The 19,046-nt window shown below is 74.9% G+C and carries 16 protein-coding genes and 1 pseudogene; all 17 read left to right on the top strand.

Translation table 11 applies throughout. The annotated features are described in order from the left end of the window. The first annotated feature begins 35 nt into the window (after window positions 1-35). The 17 genes and pseudogenes from NP064_RS14620 to NP064_RS14540 all read left to right on the top strand — a co-directional run bounded on the left by NP064_RS14620 (window position 36) and on the right by NP064_RS14540 (window position 18,965). On the top strand, window positions 36-1,667 hold the full coding sequence (locus NP064_RS14620) for an ABC transporter substrate-binding protein (RefSeq protein WP_227570121.1): 1,632 nt from the start codon (window positions 36-38) through the stop codon (window positions 1,665-1,667). Window positions 1,668-1,810: 143 nt separating this feature from the next. After that, on the top strand, window positions 1,811-3,166 hold the full coding sequence (locus NP064_RS14615; RefSeq protein WP_227570122.1) for an MDR family MFS transporter: 1,356 nt from the start codon (window positions 1,811-1,813) through the stop codon (window positions 3,164-3,166). A gap of 106 nt (window positions 3,167-3,272) precedes the next feature. Next, window positions 3,273-5,300, top strand: a complete 2,028-nt coding sequence (locus NP064_RS14610; RefSeq protein ID WP_227570123.1) for an ABC transporter ATP-binding protein — start codon at window positions 3,273-3,275, stop codon at window positions 5,298-5,300. Beyond that, the gene (locus tag NP064_RS14605; RefSeq protein ID WP_227570124.1) at window positions 5,300-6,244 is read left to right on the top strand and encodes an ABC transporter permease; all 945 of its coding nucleotides are present in this window, start codon (window positions 5,300-5,302) and stop codon (window positions 6,242-6,244) included. The genes NP064_RS14610 and NP064_RS14605 overlap by 1 nt, the downstream gene beginning before the upstream one ends. A gap of 5 nt (window positions 6,245-6,249) precedes the next feature. Further along, complete coding sequence (locus NP064_RS14600) at window positions 6,250-7,245, top strand: ABC transporter permease (RefSeq protein WP_227570125.1); 996 nt, start codon at window positions 6,250-6,252, stop codon at window positions 7,243-7,245. A gap of 11 nt (window positions 7,246-7,256) precedes the next feature. Further along, complete coding sequence (locus tag NP064_RS14595; protein ID WP_227570126.1) at window positions 7,257-8,864, top strand: ABC transporter substrate-binding protein; 1,608 nt, start codon at window positions 7,257-7,259, stop codon at window positions 8,862-8,864. After that, window positions 8,861-9,952, top strand: a complete 1,092-nt coding sequence (locus tag NP064_RS14590; protein ID WP_227570127.1) for an ABC transporter permease — start codon at window positions 8,861-8,863, stop codon at window positions 9,950-9,952. The genes NP064_RS14595 and NP064_RS14590 overlap by 4 nt, the downstream gene beginning before the upstream one ends. Beyond that, window positions 9,942-10,868 (top strand): ABC transporter permease, encoded by a 927-nt coding sequence (locus tag NP064_RS14585; RefSeq protein WP_227570128.1) that lies wholly within the window; start codon window positions 9,942-9,944, stop codon window positions 10,866-10,868. The genes NP064_RS14590 and NP064_RS14585 overlap by 11 nt, the downstream gene beginning before the upstream one ends. Further along, complete coding sequence (locus tag NP064_RS14580; RefSeq protein WP_227570129.1) at window positions 10,861-12,495, top strand: ABC transporter ATP-binding protein; 1,635 nt, start codon at window positions 10,861-10,863, stop codon at window positions 12,493-12,495. Before NP064_RS14585 ends, NP064_RS14580 begins: the two co-directional genes overlap by 8 nt. Continuing rightward, window positions 12,486-12,788, top strand: a complete 303-nt coding sequence (locus NP064_RS14575) for an urease subunit gamma (RefSeq protein WP_227570130.1) — start codon at window positions 12,486-12,488, stop codon at window positions 12,786-12,788. The genes NP064_RS14580 and NP064_RS14575 overlap by 10 nt, the downstream gene beginning before the upstream one ends. A 40-nt stretch (window positions 12,789-12,828) precedes the next feature. Then, a pseudogene (ureB, locus tag NP064_RS14570) lies at window positions 12,829-13,128 on the top strand (urease subunit beta); the annotation flags it as partial. A 90-nt stretch (window positions 13,129-13,218) separates the two neighbouring features. Next, on the top strand, window positions 13,219-14,964 hold the full coding sequence (locus NP064_RS14565) for an urease subunit alpha (RefSeq protein WP_227570157.1): 1,746 nt from the start codon (window positions 13,219-13,221) through the stop codon (window positions 14,962-14,964). Further along, window positions 14,964-15,698, top strand: a complete 735-nt coding sequence (locus NP064_RS14560; protein WP_227570131.1) for an urease accessory protein UreF — start codon at window positions 14,964-14,966, stop codon at window positions 15,696-15,698. The genes NP064_RS14565 and NP064_RS14560 overlap by 1 nt, the downstream gene beginning before the upstream one ends. Next, entirely contained in the window at window positions 15,691-16,503 is an 813-nt protein-coding gene (ureG, locus tag NP064_RS14555) for an urease accessory protein UreG (protein ID WP_489146090.1), read from the top strand. The genes NP064_RS14560 and ureG overlap by 8 nt, the downstream gene beginning before the upstream one ends. Next, window positions 16,500-17,300 carry an urease accessory protein UreD gene (locus NP064_RS14550; protein ID WP_227570132.1) on the top strand — a complete coding sequence of 267 codons (801 nt, stop codon included), beginning with the start codon at window positions 16,500-16,502 and terminating at the stop codon, window positions 17,298-17,300. The genes ureG and NP064_RS14550 overlap by 4 nt, the downstream gene beginning before the upstream one ends. After that, a complete protein-coding gene (argJ, locus tag NP064_RS14545) occupies window positions 17,297-18,442 on the top strand; it encodes a bifunctional glutamate N-acetyltransferase/amino-acid acetyltransferase ArgJ (protein WP_227570133.1) in 1,146 nt (381 codons plus the stop codon). The genes NP064_RS14550 and argJ overlap by 4 nt, the downstream gene beginning before the upstream one ends. Window positions 18,443-18,497: 55 nt before the next feature. Next, entirely contained in the window at window positions 18,498-18,965 is a 468-nt protein-coding gene (locus tag NP064_RS14540) for an acyl-CoA thioesterase (protein ID WP_227570134.1), read from the top strand. The last annotated feature ends 81 nt before the right edge of the window (window positions 18,966-19,046 follow it).

Here is a 19,046-nt window from a genome sequence, read left to right as displayed (position 1 = left end):
CCTCCCCGCACCCCCACCGAGAGAGGGACCACCCCATGACCCCACGAACGATGCGCCGGCGACAGGCCGCGCGCCTGCCGCTCGCCCTCCTGACCGTCGGCACGCTGCTGCTCTCGGGCTGCGCGGGCGGCGAGTCCTCCGGCGGTGGCGGCGGCTCCAACGCCGCGCCCACTGACGGCGTCCTGCGGCTCGGCGTGCTCAACGACATCGGCCAGCCGCCGGACCCGGACGTGTACTACTCCGGCAACGGCCTGGCGATCACCACCAACGCCTACGAGGGCCTGGTCCGCTACGAGGCGGGCAACCATGACGAGGCGACGATCGTCCCGTCGCTCGCGGAGTCGTGGGAGGTCAGCAGCGACTTCACCGAGTACACGTTCGTGCTGCGGAAGGGCGTGACGTTCCACGACGGCACAGCCTTCGACTCGTCCGCCGTCGAGGCGTCGTTCCAGCGGCGCCTGGCCGTGGACGCCGGGCCGGCGTACATGGTGCAGGACGTCGCGGACGTCGAGGAGATCGACTCCCACACGGTGCGGATCACCCTGGCCGAGCCGAACTCGGCGTTCCTCGACTACCTCGCCTCCCCGTACGGGCCGCGCATGATCAGCCCCACGGTGATCACCGAGCAGGCGGGCGACGACTTCGCGCAGACGTACCTGTCGACGACCTCGGCCGGCACGGGCCCGTACGTGCTGACGAAGGCCGTGGTGGGCGAGGGGTACGAGCTCACGTACTTCGAGGACCACTGGGCCGGCCTGGAGCCGGTGTTCACCACCGTGAAGCTTCCGGTGTACACGGAGATCTCGGCGATGCAGCTCGAGCTCGAGAAGGGCGACCTGCACGCGCTGCTCTCCGCGGTCCCGACGGCCTCGCGCCAGAAGTACCTCGACTCCGACGGGCTCGAGGCGTACGCGCTGCCGTCCTTCCAGGTGGGGGTCATGTACATGAACCCGAACCGGGAGCTGCTCGCCGACGCCGACGCGCGCCGCACCCTGTTCGAGGGCATCGACTGGAAGGCCCTGATCGACCAGGTCAGCGGGGTGGGGTCGGTTCCCGCCGAGGGCTACTACCCGAAGGGCGCGCTGCCCGGCGACGTCGACTCCCGTGAGCTCGTGCACGATCCCGCGGCCCTGGAGAAGTGGGTGTCCTCGCTTCCGGCGGGCACCGCGATCCAGATCGGGCACAGCGCGGGCGGCGCCGATGCCGCGCAGATGGCGAACATCATCGCGGCGCAGCTCCAGGCGCTCGGCCTGAAGGCCACGGTCACGAGCCACCAGGCGTCTGAGGTCTTCGGCGACTTCCCGTCCAACCCGGAGGGCGCCCCGGACGTCATGGTCTCCCCGGAGACGTGGCCGGACTCCAACAACGCGTTCATGCACGGGCACGTGTTCTGGGACCCGGACGGCGGGCTCAACCACCTGCAGTGCTCGGACGAGACCACCACGGCGCTGCTCCGCGAGGCCGTGACCACCGGCTCGGACGAGGCGTACGTGACGGCCGGCAAGTCGGCGTACGACTCCGGGTGCGCCCCGACCTTCGCCTGGACCACCGACTTCATGGTCGCCCAGGCCTGGCTCGAAGGGGTCGAGGAGTCCCACTCGATCGCGGCCCCGGCCACGCTCGACTTCGCGACGCTCACCGTCGCCGAGGCCGCGGCCTCGAAGTGACCCGACCGCCTCACCGCACGGGCTCCGTGCGGTGAGGCGGCGGGCGCCGCGACCGGCCCCGCCTCGCGCGCCCCACCATCCCGCCACCCGCCCCGGAGCGCCCGGGCGCGGCTCGGCGACCCCTCAGGACGAAGGAATCCCCGATGACCCCGGTCGAGACCGCTGCGCACACCCGGCTGCGCGACCTCCCCGCCACGTTCTGGTGGCTGTGGACCGCCCAGCTCGTGGTGTGGATCGGCCGCTTCGTCGTCCCTTACATGACCATCTTCCTCACCTCGTCGATCGGCATGTCGGCGGCCGGGGCGGGGTTGGTCGTCGCCGCGTACGGCGTCGGCGTGGTGGTGTCCTCCCTGGCGGGCGGGGTGCTGGCCGACCGGATCGGGCGCCGCAAGGTGCTGCTGGGCAGCGAGCTGCTGTCGGTCCTGGTGCTCGTGGCGATCCCGCTCGTGGACGGCGCGCTGCTGATCGCGGCGCTGCTGACGGTGTACGGCCTGTTCAACGGGGCCGCCGGGCCGGTCATCCACACGATGGTGGGCGACCTGGTCGAGCCGCGGCACCGCCGGGCGGCGTTCAACTACAACTACTGGGCCGTGAACCTCGGCTACGCGATCGGCCCGCTCGCGGCCGGGTTCATGGCCATGTACTCGTTCTCGCTGCTGTTCTGGTGCCAGGCCGCGCTGGTGCTGGTCTCCACCGCGGTGCTCGCCGTGAAGGTGCCGGAGACCCGGCTCGCCGTGCCCGACGCCGTGGGCCCGGAGCGCCCGGCCGGCGCCGCGGACCCCGCCGACCTCGCGGTCACCCCGGCCCCGCCGACCGCACGGGGCGCCGAGCGCGGCGCGGGCGGCCGTGGCGGCGGCCTGGTGGCCGTGCTGGGGGACAGGGTGTTCATGACCTTCGCGGCCGTGATGTTCGTGTACTCCGTGGTGTACGTGCAGTCCACCACCACGCTGCCGCTGGTCATGACGCAGCAGGGGCACCCGTCGAGCCACTTCGGGCTGCTGCTCACGCTCAACGGGCTGCTGCTGTGCGTGCTCCAGCTGCCCACCGCCCGCCTGCTCAACCGGTGGTCGCGGGACATCGTCATCGCGGTCGCCATCACGCTCACCGCGGTGGGGGTGGGCCTGCAGGCGGCGGCCGCGTCCCTGGCGATGTACTTCGTGGCAGTCGCGATCTGGACCCTCGGGGAGATGGGCTCGCACCCCCAGGCGACCTCGATCACCGCCGACCTGGCCCACCCGGAGCGGCGTGGCCGCTACCAGGGCGTGTACGGCGTGACGCACTCCCTGGCGATGGCCGTGGGCCCCGTGCTCGGCGGCCTGGTGCTCGACCACCACGGCGCGAAGGCGCTGTGGCTGGGGGCGTCAGGGCTGTCGCTCGTGGTCGCCGTGCTGATGGCGGTGACGTCGAAGTCCCGTCAACGGCGGATCGCGGAGGTCCTGGCCGCGGACGCCGCCGCCAGGGCGAAATCCGCCCAGGTCGCGTCGCTGGCCCGCACGTGACGACATCGGCCGGACATCTCATCGAGACGCTCCGGAGACACCGCTGGGCGACGCTCTCCGAAGGTCGCCGCCCCCGCCCGCACCAGCAACGAAGGAGCCGGTCACCATGGATGTAGCCGCATCGCTCGCCGCACCGCTCACCGAGGCGCAGGCCGTCGAGGCGCCCGTCGCCAGCCCGCGGGGCGTGGTGGCCCGGCTGCGCGGGCTGGACGTGAGCCTCGAGCGCAACGGCGTCCGCTCCCAGATCCTGCACGGCGTCGACCTGGAGATCGGGCGGGGCGAGATCGTCGGCATCGTCGGCGAGTCCGGGTCCGGCAAGAGCGTGATGAGCATGTCGATGCTGGGCCTGCTCCCGGAGTCTTCGCGGCCCCGCATCGACGGCTCGCTCGAGGTCGCCGGCCTGGACCTGCGCACCGCGTCTCCGCAGCAGCTGCGCCAGGCGCGTCGGAGCCGGCTCGGCGTGGTGTTCCAGGACCCGATGACGTCCCTCAACCCGACCATGCACGTCGGCACGCAGGTCGCGGAGAAGGCCGGATCGGCCGAGGAGGCGATCCGGCTGATGCGGGCCGTCGGCATCCCGCAGCCCGAGCGGCGCTACCGCTCGTACCCGCACGAGCTGTCCGGCGGCCTGCGCCAGCGCGTCATGATCGCCATGGCCGTCGCGGGCGACCCCGAGCTGGTGGTCGCGGACGAGCCCACCACGGCCCTGGACGTCACGGTGCAGGCGCAGGTGCTCACCCTCCTGGCCGGCATGCGGGACGAGCTGGGCTGCTCGATCGTCCTCATCACCCACGACCTGGGCGTGGCCGCGCAGATCGCCGACCGGATCGCGGTGATGTACCGCGGCCGGATCGTCGAGACCGGGACCACGCGGCAGGTGCTCGAGTCGCCCCGTCACCCGTACACCCGCGGGCTGCTGGGCTCGCGGCTGTCGCTGGACTCCGACCGCACCCGACCGCTGTGGGCGCTGCCCACGGAGTCCGCCGGCGCCGCTCCGACCGGCTGCCCGTTCGCCTCCCGCTGCCGGTTCGTCGAGGAGGCCTGCCACGAGCAGGAGCCCGCGTTACGCGCGGCGGGGGCCCCCGACGACGTGGAGCACTCCCACCTGGCCGCGTGTCGGCGTGCGGAGGAGCTCGGCGCCCTCGAGTCGGCCCAGGAGCTGCTGCCCCCGCTGCCGCCGGCGCCCACCCCCCAGCGCGGCGCGCCGCTGGTGCAGGCCGCCGACCTCGAGTGCTCGTTCCAGGTGCGCGACGAGCGCGGGCGGCGGGCCACGCTGTCGGCGCTGCGGGGCGTCACCCTCGACCTGCAGCCCGGTGAGTCGGTGGCGATCGTGGGGGAGTCCGGCTCGGGGAAGTCGACCCTGCTGCGGGTGGCCGGCCAGCTCGAGAAGCGCCACACCGGCGCCTTGCGCGGGCCGCGCGGCACCGACGTGCAGATGGTGTTCCAGGACGCGGGCTCGTCCCTGACCCCCTGGCTGACCATCCGCGAGGTGCTGCACGAGCGCCTGCCGCGGCGAACCCCCACAGCGGAGAAGGAGGAGAAGGCGCTCGCCATCCTCGACCGGGTGGGCCTGCCCGGCTCGGTGCTGGACGCCCTGCCCGGGGAGCTGTCCGGCGGCCAGCGCCAGCGCGTGGCCCTGGCCCGCGCGACGATCGTGCCGCCCCAGGTGCTGCTGTGCGACGAGCCGACGAGCGCGCTCGACGTGTCGGTCGCGGCGAACGTGCTCAACCTGATCAACGAGCTGCGGCGCGACCTCGGCATCGCCGTCATGTTCGTGACGCACGACCTGGCGGTCGCCCGGATCATCGGGGACCGCATCGCGGTGATGTACCTGGGCCGGATCGTCGAGGTCGGCCGGGCGGAGGACGTGATCGCCACCCCGCGGCACCCGTACACCCGCAACCTCGTCGCGGCGGTGCCGCAGCCGGGCCGCACCGTCCTGCCGTTGGCCGGCGAGCCGGCGAGCGCGCTCGACCCGCCCACCGGGTGCGCCTTCCATCCCCGCTGCCCGGTGGCCCTGCCGGAGTGCGCGAGCACCGTCGTCGGCGTCCAGCTGGCCGCGGTGGGGGACCGTCCCACGAACGACGTCACGTTGCGCCACGAGGTGGCGTGCGTGCGCAGGGGGGAGTTCTGATGACCGACGTCATGGTCCCGGCGGGACCGCTGCCCGCTCCGGCGGGAGGCGGGGGCCCTGCCGCCGCCGCGCCGTCGCCCGGCCCGGCGCCGCGTTGGCGGCTCGCCCGCCGTCCCCGCGGCTCGGGCGTCGACACGAGGGGCCGCCGCATCGGCGACTGGATCCTCATCGGCCTGCTCGTCCTGGTGACCGTCATCGCGGTGCTCGCCCCGCTCCTCGCCCCGCACGACCCGGTGCAGCCGGTCGCCGCGCCCAAGCTCACGCCCTTCACCGACGTCGAGCACATCCTGGGCACCGACCAGATCGGCCGCGACACGCTCTCGCGGGTGCTCGTGGGGCTGCGCACCTCCTGGCTGCTGGCCCTGGTGGTCACCGCGGTGGGGCTGGTGGTGGGCGCCGTCGTCGGGTTCGTCGCGGGCATGTTCGGCGGGTGGGTGGACGCGCTGCTGATGCGCACCACGGAGGTGTTCCTCGCCCTGCCGTCGATGCTCGTGGCGGTGGCCGTGGCGGCCGCGCTCGGCCCGGGCCTGTTCAACACGTTCCTCGCCGTGATCGTGGTGTGGTGGCCGTACTACGCGCGGATCATCCGCGGCGAGGTGCGCGGCATCATGGCCCGGCCCCACGTCGAGGCCGCCCGGATGGCGGGCGTCGGCCGGATGCGGGTCATGTGGCGGCACGTGCTGCCGGGCGTGGTGCCCACGGCCGTCATCACCGCGAGCCTCGACATCGGCAACGTCGTCATGGTGCTCGCGTCGCTGTCCTTCCTCGGCCTGGGGCAGCCCGCCCCGGCGCCCGAGCTCGGGGCAGACACCTCGCGCGGGCTCGTCGAGATCCTCGACGCGTGGTGGATCCCGCTGGTCCCCGGGCTCGCGGTGATGCTGCTCAGCCTCCTGTCCAACCTCGCCGGCGACGCAGTGCGCAACCGGCTCGCCCACCGGAGGTGACCGCCATGCCCCACCTGCGCTTCATCGGCATCCGCCTGGCCTCGCTGCTCGGCCTGCTCCTAGTCCTGTCCTTCGTGCTGTTCCTGCTGCAGGAGGTATCCGGAGCCGACCCCGTCGCGGCGACCATCGGCGCCAACGCCTCCCCGGAGGCCGTCGCGGCGGCGCGCGCCCGCCTGGGGCTCGACGAGCCGGCCCTGGCCCGGTACCTCTCCTTCGTCACCGGCATCGCCACCGGGGACCTGGGGACGTCGTTCCGCACTCGGCGTCCCGTGATGCAGGACATCTCGGCGTACCTGCCCGCCACCATGGAGCTCGTCCTGGTCGCGTTCGCGGTGGCCCTGCTGCTCGGCCTCGCGTTCGCCGTCTCCAGCATGCTGCGCTGGCCGCTGTCGGGCCCCTTCCGCGGCCTGCTGTTCCTCGGCTCCACGGCGCCGACGTTCATGCTCGGCATCGTCGGGCTGATCGTCTTCTACAAGATGCTGGGCTGGCTGCCCGCGTCGGGGCGCGGGGGCGTCGAGGGCGGGCCCACCGGCCTGAGCATCCTCGACAGCCTGCTGGCCGGGGACCTGCCCGCCGCGGGCGACGCATTGGCGCACGTCGCCCTGCCGGCGCTCGCGCTCGCCGTCGGGCCGGCGCTGGCGATCGGGCGGGTGCTCAGGTCGAGCCTCACCGACACGCTGCGCTCGGACCATGTGCGGACCGCCACCGCCAAGGGCCTCGGCGAGCTGCAGGTGCTGCGCAAGCACGTGCTGCGCAACTCGCTCAACGCGACGCTGTCGATGGGCGCGCTGCAGCTCGGCTTCATGTTCGGGGGCGTGCTGCTCATCGAGGGGGTCTTCACCTGGGGCGGCCTGGGCTCGTACCTTCTGGCGAGCCTGCCGGTCTCCGACTTCCCGGCGATCGCCGGCGTCACCTTCGTGCTGGGCGGCCTGTACGTCGTCGTCAACGCGGTGGCCGACGTCCTGCAGTCCGCCGCCGACCCTCGCATCTCCGTCTCCTGAAGGGCCGTCCCATGCGCCTGCGCCACTCTCGGCCCGCCGTCCTCCTCGGAGCGCTCGTGCTCGCCGCGTCCGGCTGCTCCGCGGCGGTCTCGGGCGCGGCCGCGGGCGCCTCCGACGACGCGGCCACGCTGCGCCTCGCCGAGACGGGCGAGTACGGCTCGCTGCACCCGCTCGAGTACCCGCTGGGCATCACGTCCAAGCTCTACGACGGCCTGGTCGCCGTGGGGGCGGACGGGGTGCTCGAGCCGGGGCTCGCCGTCGCGATGCCGGAGGCCGACGCGACCCTCACGTCGTGGACCGTCCGGCTGCGCGAGGGCGTCACGTTCAGCGACGGCTCCGAGTTCGACGCGCAGGACGTCGTCGCGGCGTTCGACGCGGTGCGCGACCCGGCGGTGGGCTCCTGGATGGCCGCGGACTACGAGATGGTCGAGCAGGTCACCGCGATCGACCCGCTGACCGTGCGGTTCGACCTGGCGTACCCGTACGCCGGGCTGCCCGCGCGCCTGACCCTGGGCATCCCCGCGTCCGAGGCGCTCGGCGGGGACGTGGTCGGCTCGCCGCTGGCGAGCGAGCCCGTCGGCACCGGGCCGTACGTGCTCGCCGAGTGGCGCAAAGGCGAGTCGATGACGCTGCGGGCGCGCGAGGGCTGGTGGGGCGGCGAGCCGCAGGTGCGGACGATCCACCTGGCGTTCGTCGCGGACGAGAACGCCCGCGCCCAGCGGGTGCGCTCAGGCGAGGTCGACGGGGCGCAGGTCTCGCCGCGGATCGCGGCCCAGATCGCCGGCTCCGACGGGCTCGAGCTGGTGGCGAACTCCTCGGGCGACTTCCGGGCGATCTCGCTGCCGGTCACCCTGCCCTTCTTCGCGGACCCGGCGGTGCGGGTGGCCGTCAACCTGGGCACGGACCGGCAGGCAATGATCGACGGCATCCTCGCGGGGCACGGCACGGCGGTGGCCACGCCGTTCACCCCCGCCCAGGGCGACGCCTTCGAGCCGTCGGCCGTGTTCGCGCACGATCCGGCCGCGGCCGCCGCGCTGCTCGACGACGCGGGCTGGGCCGTGGGCCCCGACGGGGTCCGGGCCAAGGACGGCGTGCGGTTCGCGTTCACCCTCATGTACTTCGCCGAGGACACGCTGCGCCGGGACGTCGCGCAGGCCTTCGCCTCGGACATGGCGCCCTTGGGGATCGACGTGGCGCTCGAGGGCGTCGACCGCCGCCACGCCGTGACCGCGATGGACGAGAAGGCCTTCGTGCTCGGCGGCGGGGACATGCCATACGACCCCGACGCCCAGGCCTACCGGCAGCTCCACTCGGACTTCGCCGTGTTCGACGAGGACGACGCCTACTCCAACCCGTCCGGCTACGCCGACCCCGACGTCGACAGGCTGCTCGACGCGGCGCGGACCGAGCCCGACCCGGCGGCGCGCTCCGCGCTGTACCGCGAGCTCCAGACGGTCCTGGTGGCGAACCCGCCGCTGGTCGCCGTGTTCGCGCTCGAGCACACCTACGTGGCCCGGGGGCTGGACGACTGGGATGGCGTCGAGCACGTGCTCGAGCCCCACGAGCACGGCGTCGCGTGGGGCCCGTGGTTCAACGTGCAGGACTGGACGCGGCGATGACTCTGATTTCCGACACGGGACGGGAGGCGCCGGTGGCGCCGGCGCCCGGTGACGGCATGCCCCTGGTCGCCCCGGCGCCGCGCGGCGCCGCGTCGGGGCGCCGCGTGGCCGTGCTGCGACTGGTCCGGCGCCGGCTCCTGTGGGCGGCGCCCCTGATGGGCGTCATCAGCCTGGCCGTGTTCGCGCTGGCCGCCGCCTCGCCCACGGACGCCGCCGCGGCGTTCCTGGGCGCCCGCGACGAGTTCACCGGCGGCGCCGCGCGGGCCTCCGTCGAGGACGTCGTCACGGGCGCCCACGGCGCCGGCGCCCACTGGGCCGAGGCGTGGTGGCGGTGGGCGTCCGGCCTGGTGAGCGGCGACCTGGGCGTCTCCACATCGGCGCGGATGCCCGTCGCGGACGTCGTGGCCGCCCGGCTGCCGTGGACGCTGCTGCTCATGGTGCTGGGCCTCGCGCTGGGCGCCGCAGTGGCCGTCCCGCTGGCGCTCATCGCGGCACGCCAGCCGCACGGGCTCCTGGCCCGGGTCCTCACCTCGGGGCTGTGGGCGCTGTCGGCCGTGCCGGCCTTCCTCGTCGCGATGGGCCTCATGGCGGTGCTGGCGGTCGGCCTGGGCTGGCTGCCCACAGGCGGCCTCACCGACGCCGGCGCCGCCGTGACGCCCGGGCAGGTGGGTCGGCACCTCGTGCTGCCCGTGCTGTCGGTGGCGCTGGCCCAGCTGCCCTGGATCACCCTGCACCTGCACCGCGCCGTCACCGCGCAGCTGCGCAGCCCCGCGACCGAGGCGGCCCGGCTGCGCGGCGTGCCCGAGCGGCAGGTGCTGGCCAGGCACGTGCTGCCGACCGCCGCGGTGCCGACGCTGGCCATCGCCGGCGCCCGGCTGCCGGAGGTCGTCGCCGGGTCGGTGCTGGTGGAGGAGGTCTTCTCCTGGCCCGGGCTCGGCCAGTCGCTGGTCAGCGCGGCGCTCGCCCAGGACTTCGCGCTGCTCGCCGCGTCCACCGTGCTGCTCTCCGCCGTGGCGGTGCTCGGCGGGCTGCTCGCCGACCTCTGCCTGGTGCGGATCGACCCGAGGACGGACCCCGATGCGCTCTGAGAACCTGGTCGACGTCCCCTCGGCGGCAGCGGCTCGCGCCCTTCCCGTCCCCGCGCCCGCCGAGCCGGCCGCCCTGCCGCGGAGCGCCCCCGCCGGGCGCTCGCCTGGCCGCCGCCTCCCGCGCCTGCCCGCACGCCGGGTCGCGGCCGCCGGGCTGGTGCTGCTGGTCGCGTACGCCGTGCTGGTCCCGATGCTGCTCCAGGTGGACCTCGACCACGTCGACTACGGCGTCGGGGCCACCAGCCCGTCGCCCGCCCACCCGTTCGGCACGGACCTCGCCGGCCGGGACCTGTTCGTCCGCTCGGCCCACGGGCTGCGGGTGTCGCTGGTCGCCGCGCTCGCCGGGGCGCTCGGCGCGGTGGTGGTCGGCGCCGTGGTCGGGGCGGCCTGCGCGCTGCTCGGCGGTCGGGTCGACCGCTGGGGCATGCGCCTGGTCGACGGGGTCAACGCGGTGCCGCACCTGCTGCTCGGCATCGTCGTCGCCGCCGCGCTGCGCGGGTCCCTCGTCACCATCGTGCTGGTGGTCGCCGCGACGCACTGGACGCAGACGGCCCGGCTGGTGCGGGCCGAGCTGCTCACCCTGAGCGGCCAGGACTTCTACCGGGCCGCGATCGCGCTCGGACTCACCCGGCGCCAGTTGCTGCGCCACCACGCCGCCCCCCGTCTGGCCACGCAACTCACGGTGGCGTTCGGGCTGCTGGTGCCGCACGCCGTCTGGCACGAGTCCACGCTCACCTTCCTGGGCCTCGGCCTTCCGCCGCACCAACCGTCGCTCGGCGCGCTGCTGGACCTGGGGCAGCAGGCGCTGCTGTCCCAGGCGTGGTGGACGCTGGCCGCCCCCGCGGGCCTGCTCGTCGCCGTCACCATCTGCCTGGCCGGCTGCCTCGCCGGTCGCGAGGAGGGCCACCATGCCTGAGCCGACGCTGTTGCCGACCTCCGAGCCGATGCTCGCCGTGGCGCCGGAGGAGTCGCCTGCGCCCGGCCGCCCGCAGGAGCAGGCCCACGGGTCGGCGAGCGTCGCGGTCCGCGGGCTGTCCGTCGCCCATGGGAGCACGCTCGTGCTCGACGGCCTCGACCTGGACCTGCTGCCCGGGCAGGTCCACGTGCTGCTCGGCGCCTCCGGGGCGGGCAAGTCCACGGTCGTGTCCGCGCTGACCGGGACGCTTCCCGCCGGCTCGACCGCCACGGGCGCCGCCACCCTGCACGCGGACGGCGAGGCGATCGACCTGCTGGACGGCTCGCGGCGCGTGCGCGGGCTGCGGGGCCGGGTCATCGGCGCCGCCGCCCAGGGCGCCGGCGGCGCGTTCACTCCCACCAGGACCATCGCGGCCCAGCTCCGCGAGGCGCAGCGCGTCGCTGGCCGGCGCCGGACCCGCCTCGGCGCGGCGCATCCGCACCGCGCCGCAGGCGAGGCAGAGCAGCTCGTCGAGCTCGCCCACGCGGCCGGGGTGGACCCGGCCTGGCTCGGCCGCTTCCCGCACCAGCTCTCGGGCGGGCAGCTCGGGCGGCTCAACCTCGTGGCGGCGATGGTCAACCACCCGCCCGTGCTCCTCGCCGACGAGCCCACCTCGGGCCTGGACGCGGAGGCGTCGCGGACCGTCGGGGTGCTGCTCGCGTCCTACGCGCGGGCAGGGCACACCGTCCTGGTGATCACGCACGACACCGCCCTCGCCCGCCAGGTGGCCCACACCGTGACGCGGGTCGCCGCCGGACGCGTCGTCGCGCACGGCGCCCCCGACGAGGTGCTGCGCGACGCCGCCCCCGCCGCCCGGCCCCGTCCCGCCGTCAGCCCCGACGCGGCGGCGCTCGCGGCCCGCGGCGTCGTCGTGACGCGCGGCGGCCGGCCGGTGCTCGCTCCCACGGACCTCGAGGTGCGCGCCGGGGAGGTGGTGGGCCTGACCGGCCCGTCCGGCGCCGGGAAGTCGACCCTTGCGGCGGTGCTGGCCCAGCTCGAGTCACCCGACGCCGGGCGCGTGAGCCTCGGCGGCCAGCGGGTGGCCGGCGCCGGGCTGGCGCTTCCACCTGCGCAGCGCCGGCGCGTCGGCTGGGTGTCGCAGCATCCCCGCATGGCGGTGGACGCGCGCATGACGCTCCGCCGGGCCATCGAGCTGCCCGCCCGGCTGGCCTGCCGGGAGGTCGACGCCGACGCGCTCGCGGCGGCTGTCGGGCTGGACCCCGCGCTGCTCGGCCGCCGCCCGCACGAGGTGTCGGGCGGCGAGCTGCAGCGCGCGTGCGTGGCGCGGGCCCTGGCGCTGGAACCAGAGTTCCTGGTGCTCGACGAGGCCACGTCCATGCTCGACGACCGGACCGCCGCCGATGTGCTCGACCTGGTCCACGACCTGGCCCGCTCCGGGGTCGGCGTGCTCCTGGTGGGCCACGATGTGACGGCGCTGCACGCCGTCGCCGACCGTGTGCTGTTCTTGCGGCCTGCGGACGCAGGCTCCGTCCTCGAGACGTCGCCGCCACCGCCGACCGTCGTGCCACCGCTGTCGCCCACGTCCCCGACCTCCGTCCGGAAAGGCGCCGAGAACCCATGCACCTGACCCCTGCCGACCAGGAGAAGCTGCTGCTCAGCGTCGCGGGCATGGTGGCCCGCGACCGCCTCTCCCGAGGCGTGCGGCTCAACCACCCCGAGACCGTGGCGCTGCTCGCGACGTGGGTCATCGAGCGGGCCCGCGAGGGCGCGACCGTGGCCGAGCTCATGGAGGCCGGCCGCACCGTGCTGAGCCGTGACGACGTCATGCCCGGGGTCGCGGAGCTGCTGCCGGACGTCCAGGTCGAGGCGACGTTCGACGACGGCCGCAAGCTCGTGACCATCCACCAGCCCATCGCCTGACCGAGCCCGCCGCCGTCCTGCCGCAGCCCTGAGGAGAACCATGGCCAGCCACTCCACCACCGGCCCGGGCGCCGTTCGCGTCGCCGAGGGCGACGTCGAGCTCAACGCCGATCGCGCCCCGCACGAGCGGATCGAGCTCGTGGTGCTCAACACGGGCGACCGCCCGGTGCAGATCGGCTCGCACCTGCACCTGCCGGACGCCAACCCGGCGCTGAGGTTCGACCGCGAGGCCGCGCACGGCTTCCGTCTCGACGTCATGGCGGGCACCTCGCAGCGGTTCGAGCCGGGGGCCTCGCGCACCGTCACCGCGGTCACCCTGCGCGGCGCGCGGCGCGTCCCGGGGATCCAGCGCGGCAAGGACGACGGCGGCGCGCTGGGCGACGTCGTGGCGCCGGAGGACGACGCGCCGCGCAGCGCGGGCACGGCGCGCATGGCTGCGGCCACGGGGGCCGCCACCGCCCCGCACGTGCCCGCCCTCGTGGTCCCGCGGGCCCGCTATGCGGCGCTGTACGGCCCGACGGTCGGCGACCAGGTGCGCTTGGGCGACACCGACCTGTGGATCGAGGTCGAGGAGGACCGCACCGCCGGCGGCGACGAGGCGGTGTTCGGCGGCGGCAAGTCGATCCGCGAGTCCATGCTGCAGGGGTCCACGTCCCGCGCCGAGGGCGCTCCCGACACCGTGATCACCAACGTCGTGGTGCTCGACTGGTGGGGCGTGGTGCGCGCCGACGTCGGCATCCGCGACGGGCGGATCGTCGCCCTCGGGAAGGCGGGCAACCCCGACGTGGCCGACGGCGTCCACCCGGCGCTGCGCATCGGCCCGTCCACGGACGTGATCAGCGGCGAGGGCAAGATCCTCACGGCCGGAGGGTTCGACGCGCACGTCCACCTGATCTCGCCGTCGCAGGTGGTCGAGGCGCTCGCCACCGGCATCACCACCATCGCGGGCGGCGGGACCGGCCCCTCGGAGGGCACCAAGGCCACCACCGTCACGCCCGGCGCCTGGCACCTGCGCGCCATCCACCGCAGCCTGGACCACCTGCCCGTCAACGTGCTGCTGCTGGGCAAGGGCAACACCGTCAGCGCGGCGGGCCTCGCCGAGCAGGCGCTGAACGGGGCGGCCGGGTACAAGGTGCACGAGGACTGGGGCTCGACCCCGGCGGCTCTCGACGCCGCGCTGCGCGCCGCGCAGGACTGGGGCCTGCAGGTGGCCCTGCACTCGGACTCGCTCAACGAGGCCGGCTTCCTGGAGTCCACGGTCTCGGCGATCGCGGGCCGTTCGATCCACGCGTTCCACACCGAGGGGGCCGGGGGCGGCCACGCGCCCGACATCATGCGGCTGGCGGGCGAGCCGTACGTGCTGCCGGGGTCCACCAACCCGACGCTGCCGCACACCCGCAACACGGTGGCCGAGCACCTGGACATGCTCATGGTCTGCCACCACCTGAACCCCCGGGTCCCTGAGGACCTGGCCTTCGCGGAGTCCCGCATCCGGGCGACGACCATCGCCGCCGAGGACGTGCTGCACGACATGGGCGCGATCTCCATGACGTCCTCGGACGCGCAGGCGATGGGCCGCATCGGCGAGGTGGTCACCCGCACCTGGCAGGTCGCGCACGTGATGAAGCACCGTCGTGGGCCGCTCTCGTCGAGCCTCCCGGCGGACAACGAGCGCGCGCGCCGGTACGTGGCCAAGTACACGATCAACCCGGCGATCGCCCACGGCGTCGACGCGGAGATCGGGTCGGTCGAGGTCGGCAAGCTCGCCGACCTGGTGCTGTGGGACCCCCGGTTCTTCGGGGTGCGGCCGCAGGTGGTGATCAAGGGCGGCGCGCTCGTCTGGGGAGCCCTCGGCGACCCGAACGCCTCGATCCCGTCTCCGCAGCCGGTGCTGATGCGCCCGGCCCTGGCGGACGCGATCGGCGCGGACGTGTCGGTGTCCTTCGTGGCGCCGCGGGCGCTCGAGGACGGCGTGGCGGAGCGCCTGGGGCTGCGGCGCCGGCTGATGGGCGTCGCGGACACCCGCGCGGTCACCAAGGCGGAGATGCGGAACAACGACGTGTGCCCCCGCATCGACATCGACTCCGAGACCTTCCAGATCGACGTGGACGGCGAGCGTGTGGAGCCCGCCCCCGTCGACGAGGTGCCGCTCGGCCGGCTCTACTCGATGTTCTGATGGCTGCTCCGACTGGCGCCGGGGCCGCGGGCGAGGCGCCGCCCGCCCCTGGGTCGTTCGCCGTCCCCTCCGCCCTGCTGCTGACCCTGCTCGCCGACGCCCGCCTGCCCTCCGGCGGGCACACGCAGTCCGGCGGGCTCGAGCCCGCGCTGCGAGCGGGCCTGCGGGCGGGCGATGTCGCCGACTACGCCCGTGCCCGGCTGCGCACCGTGACCGCGGTCGAGGCGGGCACGGCCGTCGTGGCGCGGGCCGTGGCCGCCGCGGGGGAGGACCTGGCCGCCGTCGACGCCGCGTGGGCCGCCCGGACGCCGTCGCCGGCGCTCCGGGCCAACGCGCGGCGGCTGGGCCGCGGGCAGCTGCGGGTCGCCCGGACGCTGTGGCCGGTCGCCCCCGGTCGCCCGGACCCGCTCGGCCAGCCGGCGGCGCGCGCCTGGCCGCGTCCTGTGGTGCTCGGCGTGCTGGCGCACCGGGCCGGGCTGGACGCGTGGGACCTGGGGCGGCTCGTCGGCTACGACGACGTGCAGACCGTCGTCGCCGCGCTGCTCAAGCTCGAGCCTGCCGACCCGCTCGAGACCACCGGCATGGTCGTGGACCTGCTGCCGGAGATCGACGCGCTCGCCGCGCGGGTGTCGCACCTGCGCCACCCCGTGGAAATCCCTGCAGGCGGCGCGCCGCTCATGGAACGGTGGGCGCAGACCCACGCCGCCACGACCGAGAGGCTGTTCAGTGCCTGAGGACATCACACCCGCCGCCCCTGCCGCCCTTGCCGCGCCCGCCTCCGCCGAGCCTGCCCGGGCCATGCGTCTGGGCGTCGCCGGCCCGGTCGGCACAGGGAAGAGCTCGCTCATCGCGACGCTGTGCCGCCGGCTCGCGGACCAGCTCTCGCTGGCCGTGGTGACGAATGACATCTACACCGACGAGGACGCGCGGTTCCTGCGCTCCGCCGGGGTGCTCGACCCGGATCGGATCCGCCCGGTGGAGACAGGCGCCTGCCCGCACACCGCGATCCGCGACGACGTGACCGCGAACCTGCTGGCCGTCGAGGACCTCGAGGCCGACTTCGCGCCGCTCGACCTGGTGGTCGTCGAGTCCGGCGGGGACAACCTCACCGCGACGTTCTCCCCGGCGCTCGTGGACGCGCAGATCTTCGTGCTGGATGTGGCCGGCGGCGGCGACGTGGTCCGCAAGGGCGGCCCCGGCATCGCCCGCGCCGACCTGCTCGTGGTGAACAAGACGGACCTGGGCCCGTACGTGGGCGTCGACGTGGAGCGCATGGTCCGCGAGGGCGTCGCCGCGCGTGACGGGCGCCCCGTGGTGGCGCTGTCCCGGCACGACGAGGCGTCGGTGGACGAGCTCGTCGCCTGGGTGCTGGAGACCCTCGCCGGGTACCGGGCGGGCGGCCACGTCGCGGTGGACCCGGGGCCGATGGCGCCGCACTTCCACGCCGACGAGGAGCACCCCGACGGCGGCTTCACCCACACGCACGACCACGACCACGACGACGCGCCGCAGGGCGCCGCGGTGGGCGAGCCGGCGTGACCCGGATCGTCGTCGCGCCGGGGCCCGGGCGGTCCATGCTCGAGCTGCGGTCCGGCGCGCTGGCGGCGCGGGTGCTCGAGCAGGACGCGACCGGCGCGCGCGTGGCCCTGGTCGCCAACGGCGCCCTGCTCCTGGCGGGCGACGTCGTCGAGGTCGAGGTGGACGTCGCGGACGGCGCCTGGCTCGAGGTCGTGGAGACCACCGGCACGGTGGCGTACGGCGGGGAGCAGCGCTCGCGGTGGGACGTCGACGTGCGCCTGGGCGCCGGCGCCACGCTCACCTGGGGCGCGCTCCCGTTCGTGGTGTCCGACGGCGCCCGCACCCACCGCCGCACCCGGGCGCGCCTGGGCGAGGGGGCGCGGGCCCTGCTCCGCGAGACCCTGGTGCTCGGGCGCGCCGGCCAGGCGGGCGGCGACCTGTGGAGCGAGCTGGCCGCGCACGACGCCGTCGGACCGCTGCAGGTCGAGGACCTGGACCTGTCCCGGCCCGCGCGGGCCCTGCCGGGGGTCGTCAGCGGCGGCTCGGGCGCCGCGCCGCTGACCGTGGTGGACACCGTGCTGGCCCTCGGTTGGCGGCCCACGCCGCTGGCCGGCCCGTCCGACCCCTGGGTGACCTATCTCGAGCTCGAGCGCCCTGGCGCGATGCTGCGCTGGCTCGGCCGCGAGCTGCACCAGGACACCGTCGGCGACCGCTGCCTCGCCGCGTGGGCGGCCGAGCTCGCCCAGCCGCGCGGCGACGCGTCGCCAACCCCAGAACCCGTCCCCCTCCGCACCACCCACACCAAGGAGTTCGCATGACCACCACCGTCGCCGGGTTCGTCGGCGTCACCGGCAACGCGGGCGTCAAGGACGGCCGGCCGGACGTCAGCCTGGTGCACGCCACCGGCGCCAGCACGTCGGCCGCCGTGTTCACCCGGTCGCTGTTCTCGGGCCCGAGCGTGACGCTCAGCCGCGCGGGCGACCTCGCGGGGTTGCGCGCGGTGGTCGTGGTGTCCGGCAACGCGAACGTCGCCACCGGGGACGCCGGCCTGGCCGACGCCCGCGAGCTGCAGTCCTGGGCCGCCGATCGCGCCGGCTGCGCGCCCGAGCAGGTGCTCGTCGCCTCGACCGGCGTCATCGGCGTGCCGTACCCGATGGACGCGCTGCGCGACGGACTGGCCGCCCTGCCCGCGGCGGCGCCGGTGGACCTCGACGCGGTGTCCCGCGCCATCATGACCACGGACACGCACCCCAAGGCCGCCTCCCGCCAGGTGGGCGCCGCGACCGTCGTCGGCGTCGCCAAGGGCGTGGGCATGATCGAGCCCGACATGGCGACCATGCTGTCCTTCGTCTACACCGACGCGCAGGTCCCCGCCGCGGACCTGGACCGGGTCTTCCGCGCCGTGGTCGCCCGGACGTACAACGCGGTGAGCGTCGACACCGACACGTCCACCTCGGACACCGCCGCGATCCTCGCCTCCGGCGCCGCGGGGCCGGTCGACCTGGACGAGCTCGAGGCCGCGCTGCTCGAGGTCTGCACCGAGCTGGTGCGGATGATCGCCTCCGACGGCGAAGGCGCCTCGACGCTCATCGAGGTGCGGGTCACGGGCGCGCGCGACGACGCCCAGGCCAAGCTGGTCGGCAAGGCCATCGTGAACTCCCCGCTCGTCAAGACCGCGGTGCACGGCGCCGACCCGAACTGGGGCCGGGTCGCCATGGCCATCGGGAAGTGCTCGACCGAGGAGGACATCCGCCAGGAGGCCGTCCGCATCGCGTTCGGCGGGCTCGAGACCTACCCCCGGCTCCCCACGCCCGAGGCACGGTCGCAGCTCGAGGCGTACCTGAGGAACGACGAGGTGGTCATCGAGGTCGACCTCGGCATCGCCGAGGGGGCGTTCACCGTGTACGGGTGCGACCTCACCGAGGGGTACATCCGCATCAACGCGGACTACACCACCTGACCCGCGCGGCAGCCCTGCGCCCGGACGTCGAGCCGCCGGTCGTAGGGTTGCCGCCATGGACACGACAGCGCCACAGACCACCAGGACGCACCGGGGCCGCGTCGAGATGCCGGTGCGCTGGTCGGACGTCGACCTGTTCGGGCACGTCAACAACGCCGCCTACCTGCGCTACCTCGACGACGCCCGGTTCACCCTGTTCCCCTCCATGGGCGTGGACGAGCTCGGGGCGCTCACAGCGTCGCTGCTCGTGGTCGTCAAGCACGAGATCGACTACGTCGCCCCGCTGACGTTCCGCCCCGCGCCGTTCGCCGTCGAGGTGTGGGTGTCCCGGATCGGCCGCTCGTCGGTCGACTTCGCCTACGAGATCGTGGACGCGGCCGACTCCGCCACGGTCTACCTGCGCGCCCGCTCCCGCATGGTCCAGCTCGACCAGGCCACCCACGCGGCGCGGGCTTTCACCCCCGAGGAGCGCGCCCTGTACGAGGCCTACCTCGAGGAGTCGCCCCAGCTGCGGGGCTGGTGACCCTGCCGGCGTCACGCCTGCGGCGAACACGGGCAGGTTGGGCGGGGCGCCGCCGTTAGCATCGAACAACGCCGCCTTGTC

Origin of the sequence: Cellulomonas chengniuliangii (genome assembly GCF_024508335.1) — a bacterium.
Taxonomy (GTDB): domain Bacteria; phylum Actinomycetota; class Actinomycetes; order Actinomycetales; family Cellulomonadaceae; genus Cellulomonas_A; species Cellulomonas_A chengniuliangii.
The sequence above is the reverse complement of the archived record's forward strand: the minus strand, read 5'-3'. Positions and strand labels throughout refer to the sequence as shown.